Source organism: Ruegeria sp. BHSA163 (assembly GCF_059613365.1).
The window spans coordinates 1-12,895 of the sequence record NZ_JBXWSJ010000021.1 but is presented as its reverse complement, the minus strand read 5'-3'; the positions used below and the strand labels follow the sequence as shown (position 1 = coordinate 12,895).

15 protein-coding genes and 1 other RNA gene are annotated in these 12,895 nt (G+C 51.4%); 10 read left to right on the top strand and 6 right to left on the bottom strand.

Annotated elements, in window-relative coordinates; translation table 11 throughout:
- Positions 1 to 5 precede the first annotated feature (5 nt).
- The 5 genes from frr to AC2FNV_RS11440 all read right to left on the bottom strand — a co-directional run bounded on the left by frr (position 6) and on the right by AC2FNV_RS11440 (position 4,443).
- Positions 6 to 569, bottom strand: coding sequence for a ribosome recycling factor (frr, locus tag AC2FNV_RS11460; protein WP_170480441.1), 564 nt, complete (start codon positions 567 to 569; stop codon positions 6 to 8).
- 175 nt (positions 570 to 744) lie between these two features.
- On the bottom strand, positions 745 to 1,740 hold the full coding sequence (gene acuI, locus AC2FNV_RS11455; RefSeq protein WP_170480439.1) for an acryloyl-CoA reductase: 996 nt from the start codon (positions 1,738 to 1,740) through the stop codon (positions 745 to 747).
- 51 nt (positions 1,741 to 1,791) lie between these two features.
- Positions 1,792 to 2,886 (bottom strand): dimethylsulfoniopropionate demethylase, encoded by a 1,095-nt coding sequence (locus AC2FNV_RS11450; RefSeq protein WP_170480437.1) that lies wholly within the window; start codon positions 2,884 to 2,886, stop codon positions 1,792 to 1,794.
- A 56-nt stretch (positions 2,887 to 2,942) separates the two neighbouring features.
- Positions 2,943 to 3,647 carry a DUF1326 domain-containing protein gene (locus tag AC2FNV_RS11445; RefSeq protein ID WP_170606850.1) on the bottom strand — a complete coding sequence of 235 codons (705 nt, stop codon included), beginning with the start codon at positions 3,645 to 3,647 and terminating at the stop codon, positions 2,943 to 2,945.
- A 4-nt stretch (positions 3,648 to 3,651) separates the two neighbouring features.
- Positions 3,652 to 4,443, bottom strand: coding sequence for a DUF2182 domain-containing protein (locus tag AC2FNV_RS11440; RefSeq protein WP_170606848.1), 792 nt, complete (start codon positions 4,441 to 4,443; stop codon positions 3,652 to 3,654).
- A gap of 87 nt (positions 4,444 to 4,530) precedes the next feature.
- Here AC2FNV_RS11440 and AC2FNV_RS11435 point away from each other — a divergent pair, with 87 nt between their 5' ends.
- The 9 genes from AC2FNV_RS11435 (at position 4,531) to AC2FNV_RS11395 (ending at position 11,535) form a co-directional block, all read left to right on the top strand.
- A complete protein-coding gene (locus AC2FNV_RS11435) occupies positions 4,531 to 5,262 on the top strand; it encodes a FadR/GntR family transcriptional regulator (protein ID WP_170606846.1) in 732 nt (243 codons plus the stop codon).
- A 127-nt stretch (positions 5,263 to 5,389) separates the two neighbouring features.
- Positions 5,390 to 6,790: a selenium-binding protein SBP56-related protein gene (locus tag AC2FNV_RS11430; protein WP_170606844.1), complete on the top strand. Its 1,401-nt coding sequence runs from the start codon at positions 5,390 to 5,392 to the stop codon at positions 6,788 to 6,790.
- Positions 6,791 to 6,803: 13 nt separating this feature from the next.
- On the top strand, positions 6,804 to 7,454 hold the full coding sequence (locus AC2FNV_RS11425) for a hypothetical protein (protein ID WP_170606842.1): 651 nt from the start codon (positions 6,804 to 6,806) through the stop codon (positions 7,452 to 7,454).
- Positions 7,455 to 7,522: 68 nt separating this feature from the next.
- Positions 7,523 to 7,885, top strand: a complete 363-nt coding sequence (locus AC2FNV_RS11420) for a DUF4345 family protein (protein WP_170606840.1) — start codon at positions 7,523 to 7,525, stop codon at positions 7,883 to 7,885.
- A 36-nt stretch (positions 7,886 to 7,921) separates the two neighbouring features.
- Positions 7,922 to 8,268, top strand: a transfer-messenger RNA (tmRNA) gene (gene ssrA, locus AC2FNV_RS11415).
- Positions 8,269 to 8,383: 115 nt separating this feature from the next.
- A complete protein-coding gene (locus AC2FNV_RS11410) occupies positions 8,384 to 8,800 on the top strand; it encodes an ester cyclase (protein ID WP_367648169.1) in 417 nt (138 codons plus the stop codon).
- 131 nt (positions 8,801 to 8,931) lie between these two features.
- Positions 8,932 to 9,747 carry a chromate resistance protein ChrB domain-containing protein gene (locus tag AC2FNV_RS11405; RefSeq protein WP_170480421.1) on the top strand — a complete coding sequence of 272 codons (816 nt, stop codon included), beginning with the start codon at positions 8,932 to 8,934 and terminating at the stop codon, positions 9,745 to 9,747.
- Positions 9,744 to 10,994, top strand: a complete 1,251-nt coding sequence (gene chrA, locus AC2FNV_RS11400) for a chromate efflux transporter (protein ID WP_170606838.1) — start codon at positions 9,744 to 9,746, stop codon at positions 10,992 to 10,994. Before AC2FNV_RS11405 ends, chrA begins: the two co-directional genes overlap by 4 nt.
- A 76-nt stretch (positions 10,995 to 11,070) precedes the next feature.
- A complete protein-coding gene (locus AC2FNV_RS11395) occupies positions 11,071 to 11,535 on the top strand; it encodes an SspB family protein (RefSeq protein ID WP_170606835.1) in 465 nt (154 codons plus the stop codon).
- Between the two features lie 30 nt (positions 11,536 to 11,565).
- On the opposite strand, the gene AC2FNV_RS11390 is transcribed toward AC2FNV_RS11395, so the two are convergent.
- The gene (locus AC2FNV_RS11390; protein ID WP_437436531.1) at positions 11,566 to 12,129 is read right to left on the bottom strand and encodes a hypothetical protein; all 564 of its coding nucleotides are present in this window, start codon (positions 12,127 to 12,129) and stop codon (positions 11,566 to 11,568) included.
- Between the two features lie 206 nt (positions 12,130 to 12,335).
- Here AC2FNV_RS11390 and AC2FNV_RS11385 point away from each other — a divergent pair.
- Positions 12,336 to 12,895 (top strand): lyase family protein (locus AC2FNV_RS11385; RefSeq protein WP_496773343.1); only part of this gene is annotated, 560 nt, incomplete at its 3' end.

The following is a 12,895-nucleotide window of genomic DNA, read 5'->3' as shown; positions in this document are numbered from 1 at the left end:
CGTTCTCAGACCTGCATAATCTCTGCTTGTTTAGTTTCCAGCGCTTCGTCAACCGATTTGATCATTGTGTCAGTCAGTTCCTGAACCTCGTTTTCCCAGAACTTTTGGTCGTCTTCGGACATACCGTCAGCTTTGGCTTTCTTTATCTGGTCCATGCCATCGCGGCGAACATTGCGGATCGAAACACGCGCGCTTTCAGCATATTGGCCTGCAACCTTGCCAAGTTCCCGACGACGTTCTTCGTTCAGCTCGGGAATGGGCAACATGATGATCGTACCGTTCAGTTGCGGATTAATTCCCAACCCGCTTTCACGGATTGCTTTTTCAACCTTTCCGACCAGCGACTTATCCCAAACGTTGACCGTCACCATACGGGGCTCGGGCACATTCACTGTTCCAACTTGATTGATCGGTGTCATAGATCCATAAGCGTCAACCATAACGGGTTCCAGCATGGATGCAGACGCCCGCCCTGTCCGCAACGACGCAAATTCCGTCCTGAGATTGGACATGGCGCCTTCCATTCGGCGCTTCAGATCATCGGTGTCCAGTTCGAAATCGTCAGACATACTGCTCACTCCCCGTCTTCAAGTGCTGTTCCCGTGGGTCATAAGCCATCGGAATAGGGTTGTATAGCAATCATGGCCGCCAAATGTGGCAATTCCCAGAGCTCTAGCGGCCATTTTTAAGTTTCTGACCAATTAATTCAGCGACCCATTCGTGTGGGCCGCTGATTTTTTCAAGTCAGGAATTCAAATCTACGACTACGCGCCCTTTAACCTGCCCTTGCAGTATGTCGGCGCCAAGTTTTGGCAGATCTTGCAAAGTGGCAGGATGGACCATCGCTTCAAGCTTGTTCATCGGCAGGTCTGCGGCAATGCGCTGCCAGGCACGAACGCGATTTTCGTAGGGCTGCATTACGCTGTCTATCCCCAGCAGATTCACTCCGCGAAGCAGAAACGGAATTACAGTAGCGGGCAAAGCAGCACCCCCGGCGAGACCAACCGCAGCAACCGACGCGCCGTATTTCATCTGCCCAAGAACCCGAGCCAACATCGCGCCGCCGACGGCGTCCACGCAACCTGCCCAAGTCTCGCTTTCCAAAGGGCGCTTGGTTGTTTCATTCAGTTCTTCTCTTGGGACGATACTCGTTGCACCCAGAGATTTCAGGTAGTCAGCCGTATCAGGGCGCCCGGTGACAGCGGCAACCTCATAGCCCAGATGAGCCAGAATAGCTGTCGCGACAGAGCCTACACCACCAGCGGCCCCTGTAACTAAAACAGGACCGTGACCCGGTTTCAAACCATGGTCTTCTAACGCCATAACGGCCAACATGGCCGTGAAACCTGCTGTTCCGACAGCCATAGCTTGTCGCGTGTCTAAACCGTCCGGCAGCGGCACAAGCCAATCAGCCAATGCGCTTGCCTTTTGCGAGTACCCGCCCCAATGAGCCTCGCCAACGCGCCAGCCCGTCAATACAACTTTGTCGCCAGGTTTATATCGATCGTCGGAAGAGGATTCGACTGTACCCGCATAATCGATACCGGGCACATGAGGATAGTTTCGAACTAACCCTCCTCCTTTTGGCGACATGCATAATCCATCCTTGTAGTTCACCGTCGAATACTCAACTGCCACCGTGACTTCACCATGTGGGAGATCGCTGTCAGAAAGTTGTTTGACCGAAGGACTGGCCAGGCCACTTTCTTCATCTTTTTCAACTACTAATGCATTGAACATCGTTATATCTCCGTAATCCGATCTCAATTTTCGTCCGCTGTTTGTCGTGGGTCATCGCCAGAAACTTTGCTGAACCTCCGCCCACCGCATTCCGTGTTCCGTCATCAACTCGATCCGTGTCCCCGGCTCCCAATAGGCTCGGTCCACCATCCCAATTGCCACGTTGACTCCAAACTCGGGCGAATAGACAGCCGAAGCCACCTGACCCACCTGAGTGCTGTTGGCAAGCAAGGGCCAAGATTGGGTGCACGGTCCAATTTCGCCTTCAATCACCAAAGGTCTTATCTGCCGTGGCGGACCGTTTTCGGCTTGTCCAGCCAAAGCCGATTTGCCGATATAGTCGAGCGGCGAGTTGCAAAACCTAGCCAATCCACATTCATAGGGAGTATTTTCGCGCCGCATATCAGAGCCAAAGCTAAGCAGCCCGCTTTCAACCCGTTCAATGTTATTGGGACACCCCGCTCTGACCTTCAAATTCTGTCCGTTGGCGAACAACGTATCCCACAAGGGCATTCCATATTCGGAACCCTCGACGTAGATTTCGAAACCACCCTGTTTTGACCATCCTGAGCGCGCAACGATGAATTCTTGATCTTCGAACCGCAAACGTTTGTAACGGAAGAATTTTATGTCCCTTACCTGATCGCCGAAAACGCGTTCCATAAGGTCGTCGGCCTTTGGACCCTGAACCGCAAGCGGCGAAACATCGGGCTCGGTGATCTCGACATCCAGACCCAATGCGATTGCAAGACCCAAAGCAAACTGCCACAGGTCACCATCAGCCACAGACAACCAGTATTGATCGTCGGCCAGCTTTATCGCCACAGGATCATTCAGCATACCGCCATTGTGATCCACAATCGGTACATAGTAACATTGATCCGCCTGCATACGGTCCATGTCACGTGGGCTTAACATTTTCATAAGGCGCAAAGCATCCGGTCCCTTGACCTGAACTTGCCTTTCGCACGAAACATCCCAGACCTGAACGTGTTGCTTCAGATGTGCTGCATCAGCTTCGACACTCTCGAAAAACGTGGGTAGAAGCGTGTGGTTGTACACTGTGTATCCGCCAACCCCAGCAGCTTCGACACCGGGTGTAAATGGCGTTTTACGTACGCGTCGGTTAGGAGTGATGACTGCCATTTTCCGATCCTTCAGGCAGAAAAACTACATAATTATAGATGGTTCAGGGTCGAACGTCACTTTGGCCCATGCCAGTCGATCGGGCAAATCTCAGCGGATTTTCCACCAAAGTCCCAAACGCGACCATAGTCTCGAAGCTTTGATTTTGTTCCGCGGGCAACAATGATATCTGGTCCCATCCAGTACTTTGAATTCGAAACCATCACTGGATGATCGGCGTCCTTGCCGGCCAACATCTCAATCTCGCCTTGAATCTTGCGTCCAATAACGATCCGGCGTTTGTTTCCGTCGCGCTCTATCTGAACGGGCGCCCGCTCTGCCCCTATGATCTCGCTGACAAGCATTGTGAACAAACCAGTCGTTCCCCCAGCCTGACCGCTGAAAATTTGTAACAGGCCGTTGTAAGCCTTCCCACTGGCGCGTTCGTCCACATAGGCCGCCACTTTCCATTGACCTTCGCCCATGCGGCCCGGAATATCGACCAGCAGTCCCACGTTTAGCCCCGATAAGTCCTCGCCTTCAAAATTTCCCTCGTCGATAATCACGCCCATCCATGCATGGCAATGACCTTCGGTTGGAGGATGTGCGCCAAGCGAGACAACGCAGGGACAAAATACATCACAGGAACAATTTAAGATCAGTTCGCCCTTGATTGCCCAGTCTGTTGGGCTCATTTCACGCCGCTTTGGGTTGGGCATACGACTGTCGATCCGCTGGCTTATGGGAAGTCTGTCCGCCTCTGGTTTTCTGTTCTTTGCCATCACGTTATCCTCCGTAAACGATGTGATGCCCGAGCAGGATTACTCCGCTCGCGATCAAAGCAAACCCCATGGGTCGGGTCACGGCGTGACCTATTTGGGGAAGTTTTTCCAAAACCATAAACAGGGTCGCCAAACCCATCCATAGCAGGCTCATGACGCCGCCAACAAAACCCAGGGCCATGAAGCCCCAACAGCAACCTACGCAGAAAACACCGAGGCCAAGCCCCATTCGAACACCGCCGATATAACCAGTTTTCCAGTGCCCCAAAAAGTAGGTCATGGGAGCGTGGCAGATGCCGTGGCAAGTTTCTTTGAGGCGAGTGAACTGGAATCCGCCCACCGAAACCAACAAGCCGCCTGCTAGATAAGGTGATTTTGCAATCCCCAGCATATCTATTGCACCACCAAAAAGTAGAGCCAATTGAAGTTCAGTGATAAGTGCCGCAAAGCCCGCCCAGACAAGGAAGTATCCACTCAGAACGCCAATCCATCCAGCGCGGCTTCCGTTAGCGCTGCGGATCAGGTCTTCATAGCTGCGCAAAGTCGGAACAAGCGTTGGCAACATCATCGCAGCCATCATAATCGCCCACATCCAGAACAAAGGCCCGAATTCGGCCATGGGCATGTACATGTCCATCCGCGGGTCCATTACACGCATGGCTTCGCCCATCGGACCCGGACGGCCGATCCAATCCAGATCCATATCGCGGCTCATCGAGAACATAGTCCACCACGCCCAAAGGATGGCGGCGTAAAAGCCAAGCCACAATCCGCTGCGTAGCATTGCGCGACTCATTTTCTCCTCCCGACTCAGTTCTTGCTTTTTCAAATGTCAGACTTTTAAATGTCAGACAAATAAAATCTGACATGCTGGCCTTTGGACATGAAAATAGACCCACAAAACCCTGCCGACCTTTCCGCACAGATCGCGCAGGCCATCCGGGACGCGATAGTATCGGGGGCGTTAATTGTTGATGAGCGGCTTCCCTCGGAGACCGAGCTTTCCGATCAGTTCAGAGTTTCGCGTCCAACAGTCCGCGAGGCGCTAAAGAGGTTGGCGGCCCAGTCCCTGATCCGTACACAACGCGGTGCCGCTGGTGGAGCATTTGTAAATCGGCTTAATTTTGAAGACGCCTATTCCCAGCAGATCACGACATCGACGCTGTTACTATCCATGAATGCTGTAAGTTTCGATACGGCGTGCGAGGCACGTTACGCTCTGGAAAGAGCATGCGCCGCTTTGTCAGCCGACCGGCGTACGCCTGACCATTTGGCTACTATGAGAACGGAAATTTTCAGGCAGTCACAGCCAGGACTTACGGACGAAGCGTTTTGTACGTCGGATGTAGCTTTTCACCGAGCATTGGTGGATGGTGCGGGAAATCCGGTTTTGTCCTATCAATTAGCTGGTGCCGTTGAAGCTATGCAGCCGTTGATGAATATGATCACCTTCACAGCGAGGTCGCGAGAGGCGATAATTGCTATGCACAGCAAAATCGCAGATGCGTTAGAAGCACGCGACGCCGATGTTGTCGACGCGGCGCTGGCGGATTTGGAAACTTATACGCGCCAACTGGCACAAGACGTTGCAGAACAGCGCCGCAAGCCGGCCTGAAGCAGAATTTAAACGGAATTGGAGCAGCAGAAGGAAGACACTGAAACACGAGCAGGCAGCCAGTCACCCGGCATCAAGACCGGAACTCTCAAAAATGTTGAATATCAATTTCTTACGGGAGGACGTTATGAACCAAAGACCGGACCCAACCTTTTATCCATCTGCAAAGCTGGCTATGGAAGGACCGACGGAAACACTGGCTTTCACGCTTATGCTTAGTCCAGATTTTTCGCAGCCTGATGGCTTGGCTGTTGTGAACGTCGACCCAACATCGGGAGATTACGGAAAAATCGTTCATCAGGTGATTATGCCCGAAAAAGGGGATGAATTTCACCATTTTGGTTGGAATGCGTGCTCGTCTTCTCTGTCGCCACTTAGCGGACATGCATTCCTTGAACGCCGTTACCTGATAATTCCCGGCATTCGATCAAGCCGAATCTACATTATTGATGTTAAAAATCCGCTGGAAGCCAAAATTCACAAGATTATCGAACCCGAAGAAGTCTTTGCTAAAACTGGGTATTCCCGCCCACACACGATCCATTGCGGACCGGAAGGCATCTATGTCAGCACACTTGGCGGTGGTGGAAAGGAAGGTACAGATGGTCCTCCGGGTATTTTTATCATGGACTGCGAAACCTTTGATATAATTGGTAGATACGAGATCGAGCGCGGAGTTCAAGACAAGCATTATGATTTCTGGTGGAACCTGCCTCGCGATTACATGGTAAGCTCTGAATGGGGATTACCACCGCAATTCGAAAACGGGATCGTGGCCGAGGATCTTCTTTCAAACAAGTATGGGCATCGGATTCACTTTTGGAACCTTCGTGATCGCACCAATATTCAGACCATTGATTTAGGTGAGAACCACCAAATGGCTTTGGAGATTCGCCCCGCTCATGATCCCGTAAAGCAATATGGATTTTGCGGTGTCGTAGTCGATACCACTAACCTGCAGGGTGCGATCTTTACGTGGTGGCGCAACGACGACGGAACCTTTGAGGCGAAAAAGACGATCACTATTGATCCACAACCGGCTGACCCTGACGATTTGCCTGACCTGCTGAAAGGTTTCTCGGCGGTTCCTCCATTAGTCACGGACATCGATCTGAGCCTTGATGATAACTATCTCTACGTCTCCTGCTGGGGAACAGGCGAAATGCATCAATACGATGTGTCAGACCCAATGAACCCAAAGTTGGCCGGCGTGGTTGAAATTGGCGGCATCGTCAAAAAGACGAAGCATCCGAACGGTCAGGAATTTGGCTATGGGCCGCAAATGGTTGAAATCAGCCGGGACGGCAAACGCGTTTATTGGACGAATTCGCTGTATTCGACATGGGATGATCAGTTCTACCCCGGTGATCGTGGAGCCGCTATGGTCAAGGCTGATGTCGGTGAAAACGGTGGCTTGACGCTTGATCCCAAATTCTGGGTGGATTTCCCGAAAGGCTACCGGAGCCACCAAATCCGTCTTGAGGGTGGCGACTGTTCAACTGACAGTTTCTGCTACCCGTCCGTCTGAATTGGAGTTTCTGATGACATCGACGGCTGGCCTTTGGCTGGCCGTCGTTCTAAGCGGAGCCTACCACGGATTAAATCCAGGGATGGGATGGCCGCTGGCGGTTTCGTCGGCCCTGATGGAGCAACGGCAATCTGCGCTTTGGGGCGCACTCGCTGCTTTGGCTGGTGGGCATTTCGTGGCAATGTTGGGAGTTTTGCTTCCCTTCGCATTAATGACGCTACTTGTCGAATATCAGCGGGAAATTCGCGTTGGTGCTGCTCTTATAGTCATCACCATGGGTCTTTACATCGCGATAACGCGACGGCACCCCCGAGTTCTTTCTCGCATACCACCCAGCAAGTTAGCCCTCTGGTCGTTTCTTGTGGCGCTCGCACATGGTGCTGCATTGATGTTGGTCCCGATCTATCTTGGACTATGTGGTCTTGATGAACTGGATGCCGGCCACCGCGCAATTTCCGAGATCATGACTACCAACGGGATGCTCGTCTTGGCCGTGGCCGTCATACATACGGCCGCCATGGTTTTGGGCGGGGGTATTGTGGCCTTTGCCGTTTATCGCTGGCTTGGTCTTCAGTTTCTGTCCCGCAGTTGGTTTAACCTAGAACTGATCTGGGCCTTGAGCCTGATCTTAGTTGGTTTTTTGGGATTGTGGTCCGCGCTTTAATTGCTTTTCATTCCAGCTGGTCGAATTAGGTTCTATCAAATCGCTTTTTTGACCCCGACGAGGACATCATGACAGCAGCATTCAATGTTTTAGCCGCGCTTTTGACGATTGGGTTTGGTCTGTTCGGGTTTCTTGCCCCAGCGTGGACTGCGGCTTCGCTGGATCTCGCGCCTACAGACAGCAACATGGGGTTAAGCGAAATGCGGGCATCTGTTGGCGGATTATTCGTTGTGACTGGAGTTGCGGTGATTTGGTTAAATACACCCTCGGCCTATGCGATGCTCGGCATTGTTTATGCTGGCGCAGCTTTGGGGCGTTTCGTGTCAGTCCTTCTTGATAATCCGCCACTGGCCAAAGCTATGACTTTCGGAGGAATCGAATTGGTCCTGGCAATTTGGCTAATCGCTGCAAACATGAACAGGTCCGTGTAAGGCATTGGAATAAAAAGCGCTTGAACCCATCATTCCCGATTTGCATCCGAGCCAAACCTCACCTATATAATATGTGTCCTTCGGGACTATGGACATAAACGCGCTCGTAATAAACGGATCGGACCCGGGGGCGGTACCCGGCGGCTCCACCAAAATCCTTCGTTTGGGGATCATGGGGCCGAAATAGGATCGACGAACGTCTAAAGGGGTTAGCTTTGTCTCGGCTGTCTGCCACCGTTATCGGCGAAAATAGTACAATTGCAAACGACAATCGTGCTCCGGTTGCAGTTGCTGCGTAAGCAGTAACAAGACCGAAATCTAAGTCCTTGCGCCTAGCCGCGTGAGGCGGGGTTCGCAGGTACCTGGCAACAGAAACCTGCATTTACCGCTTTATGTCTGTTGTTTGCCCCACAAATTCCGAAACGGTTCAGAGTTTGTTTATTTCTGTTTCACATCCTGCCGGAACAGGACAGGAGAGTCGTTATGACGAATTAAGAAATACTTCGCAGGTGGTACTCCGAGGTTTGGGAAAATGGGAATACGGACGCAATAAATAAATTCTTTGCTCCGGATGTAATGGCCGAAGGTTTGATCCCAGAAATGCAAGTTGGAGCTGACGATTTTCGTGACCTTGTAACCGCATTTCGCCACGTGCTTGGCGACATAAAGTTTTATCTGCCCAAAGTCGTAGAGCACGAAGACTGGGTTTCTGCGATTTTACATGTACGAACTTTTCGAGCTGACAATGGTGCTCCGTTGGAAGTGACTGGACAAGTTATGGCGCGGTTCAAAGACGGCAAAATTGTTGAGGCCTACAACCAGTTCGATTTTATTTCTCTGTTTGAGCAGCTAGGCCAGTTCCCGCAAGACACTTTGCCAGTCTGTATGACTGGTCAGCGGTTGGATTGGGCCTAAAATACAGTCCAGTACGCTTGACCAACACGTTACTTACACGCTAGCAAATCCTTAAGGGGTTAGCTTGCGAACGCCCCGTGAGGCGGCAGCCCAAGTTTCGCATGTATCCGAGATTTAGAAGGAGACATGCTGTGGCTGCCCCAAACGCTATTACCCCAAAACAACTTGCCCGGATTGTCGGGACGCCATCTGCGCCTATTATAGTGGATATACGCACAGATTTTGACTTCGCCGATGATCCCAGGCTCATACCTGGATCAGTACGACATCCGCATAACCAAATTGTCGAGTTGCGGGCACTTATCGGTAACCGACCCTGCGTTATTATTTGTCAAAAAGGAAAAAAACTGAGCCAAGGGGTGGTTTCGTGGCTGCGCAGCGATGGGCACGCGGCCGAGTATCTTGAAGGCGGTCACTTTGCTTGGCGGGACATGCCAGATAGCCAACTGGTTTCAGTTTCGGCTTTGCCGGAAGAAGTCGGGTCAGGAACACTTTGGGTTACACGTCATCGACCTAAAATCGATCGGATTGCATGCCCGTGGCTTATTCGTCGATTTGTGGATCCCAACGCTCGGTTCCTTTTTGTAGCGCCGTCTGAGGTTAAAGGTGTGGTAGCAAAGTTTGGTGCGACTGCGTTCGACGAAGACGGTGAATTCTGGAGCCACCGGGGTGAAAACTGTACTTTCGATACGATGCTTGACGAGTTCGATATCCACTCCGCCCCCCTTGATCGCATGGCCGATGTTATTCGTGCAGCAGACACAAACAAACATAAGGTGGCCCCGGAAGCTGCTGGATTGTTAGCAATTTCGGTCGGTCTATCGCGCCAATACAAAGACGACCATCAACAGCTTGAAGCCGGTATGCACATTTACGATGCTCTATACCGATGGGCTCGTGACGGTTTCAATGAAGTTCATGATTGGCCGAACGGTCACACCTCATGACACCGAGCATAAACGAGCTTTGCCTTGTGTTTGGGCGCATAGGGCTGTTTTCATTTGGCGGTCCGGCTGCTCAGATATCGTTGATGCACCAGGAATTAGTGGAGCGTAGGTCTTGGCTGGATGAACAGACCTATCTGCGTGCTTTATCGTTGTGCATGCTGCTGCCGGGGCCTGAAGCCATGCAATTAGCCACATATGCTGGATGGCGCCTCAAAGGGGTCGTCGGGGGTTTGATTGCCGGCAGTCTTTTCGTATTGCCCGGTGCCATCGTGATAACGTTGCTTGTCTTTTTGTACGCGGCTTACGGAGACCTGCCTTTGGTTCAGGCCGGCTTTTTAGGGATCAAGGCGACAGTTATTGTCATCGTAATTCAAGCAGTTCGAAACTTGTCCGGCAAAGCCTTAACAGACAGCAGATATCGACTGATTGCGGGTTTGGGTTTTTTGGCGATTTTTGTGTTCAATCTGCCTTTTCCATTGATCATCCTCACGGCGGCGATTTGGGGGTATTGCACGGCGCAAAACATAACTTTACCGCCCGTTGACCCCTCTCCAATACTTACACGTCCCATCCGAACAGCTTTCGTCTGGCTCGCTTTGTGGCTGATCCCGCTGATTTTACTTAGCTGGGCGGGGCAAACTCTACTGGCTGAACTGGGTTGGTTCTTTGCCCGATTGGCAGTTGTGACGTTTGGGGGCGCGTACGCCGTACTAGCGTATATGACGCAAACGGTCGTCGAAACCTATAACTGGATCAGCACGGACCAAATGATAGATGCCTTGGGACTCGCTGAAACAACGCCTGGGCCTTTGATTCTTGTCACACAGTTCGTTGCTATGCTGACCGGACAGATGGCAGGCGGTACGTCCCTTGCCATTGCCGCTGGTATTGTTGCCCTATGGTCAACATTTGTACCTTGTTTTCTTTGGATTTTTTTGACCGGCCCGTACTTAGACAAAATCGCGACCCGCCCGCGATTGGCAGCTTCGATGAAGGCTGTAACCGCCGCGGTTGTCGGAGTGATTCTAAACCTCTCGGTGTGGTTCGGTATGAATGTTCTGTTCCGATCGGTGGATGGAGTATCGTGGGGGCCATTCGAAATGCCCCTGCCCGTCCCGTCCACGCTGGACCTCGCAGCTTTGATCTTGATCTTGATAGCGAGTATCTTGATATTCCGCATGAAATCAGGTTTGACGGTAACGCTGATAGCGATGAGCCTAGCGGGAATTGCGATTGAGGTTTTGTAGCTGAACTTGTGCAACCCAGTCTTTCGTTTCCGCTCAAATCCCTTATGCTGACATCAAACACGCTCGAGGATCGAAAATGTCGCAAGACATAGATTATGGGAACCTTATGCACACGGCAATGCGCGGTCTTATCAAGACTGTTCTTACTGACGTGTCAAATAACGGTTTACCGGGTGCACACCACTTCTTCATCACATTCGACACGCAACAAGAGGGTGTCGAATTGGCCGACTGGTTGCGAGAACGTTACCCTGATGAAATGACAATCGTCATGCAGCATTGGTTCGAGAATCTAGAGGTCGGTGACGATGGTTTCTCAATCACACTGAACTTCGGCGACGCGCCGGAGCCGTTGTACATCCCGTATATGGCCATCAAAACTTTCGTCGATCCATCTGTTGAATTCGGATTGCGATTTGAGAGCGCAGAAGATGAGGATGAGGCAGAGTTTTCAGAAGAAGAAACGATCGAAATCGATTCTGAAGAAGAGAAGCATCATCACGATGCGGATGTTGTTTCGTTGGACAATTTCCGCAAGTAACTGCCCAAACTAACCCCTAACCAGCCGGGTTCATTTTTTCTCCAAAAATGTCTCTACCGACCTCGATTTTTCACCATTGCGGAATCGCGAGAAAGAAAGGTCTAGCCCGCCATCGGCAAGAGTTCGGTCGAATTGCTGCAATTCGTATCCACCGTTTGGACCAATAAATAATGAAAAGACTGTCAGTGTCGCCCCTTCGATCCGTCCCCAAACAAACGGTTCGCCTTTCATCGGGTCTAACGGGACTTCGTGACCGAACACATTTCGTTTCATAGCCGCCGAAAACACATCAGGGCGCTCAGTCGTCTTAAAGTCGACCGAATATTCTTCTTCTTTGATGCGACCGTCACCTTTGTAAGTGGTTGTGGTCCAACTTACGTTGAATCCGTCTTTTAACTCGCTAATCGATACGCTCATATCCCTTGGGGTCTCTGTGCCGTCAGAGTCTACGACATTAGCGGACCCAACATAATCCCCCACAAATGGTTCAATTTCTGCGGCGAAAGTGGAATTTGTGCCGGCCAAAAGCAATAGCGACACGGAAAACACGGTCATAAACATATACACAGGTCGGACAATGTGTGCTGCACGCATAAGAAACTCCGTCGCGGTTGCGCTTATATTGTAACTTTAGCTCGCTTGGGCACAATGGCACTGTTTTCGCTAACGGACAAATAATGGAACCGCGCCGTATCTATACCTTTGTTAGGCCAAAGATTAAGGTGCGCGTAACTGGCCGATTGCCTTGCGCTGATGCTGAGGTTACACGGCATACGATTGCATGCCAAACGGAGTGACAAATGTCTCAGACCCGCACCGAAACCGACAGTTTTGGCCCTCTCGAAGTACCAGCGGACAAATACTGGGGCGCGCAGACCCAGCGGTCTATCATGAATTTTCCGATCGGTTGGGAAAAACAGCCAGTAGCCATTGTTCGTGCATTGGGCGTCATAAAAAAAGCGTGCGCAATGGAAAACAAAGCTACAGGTAAGTTGGATGCCAAGATTGCCGATGCGGTGATTCAGGCTGCGGACGAGGTTATTGATGGTAAGTTCGATGATAACTTTCCCTTAGTCGTGTGGCAGACCGGTTCGGGAACACAATCAAACATGAACTCGAACGAAGTGATCGCCAACCGCGCCATCGAAATACTGGGTGGCGTGATTGGTTCGAAAGATCCCGTTCACCCAAATGACCATTGCAATATGGGGCAGTCTTCCAATGACACTTTCCCCACTGCGATGCATATTGCCGCCGCTATGAGCGTTCGTGATGTTCTGCTGCCGGGGCTTGAAAAACTGGCAAGTGGGTTAGAGCAAAAGGCAAAGGAATTTGCCGGCATCATCAAGATTGGGCGCAC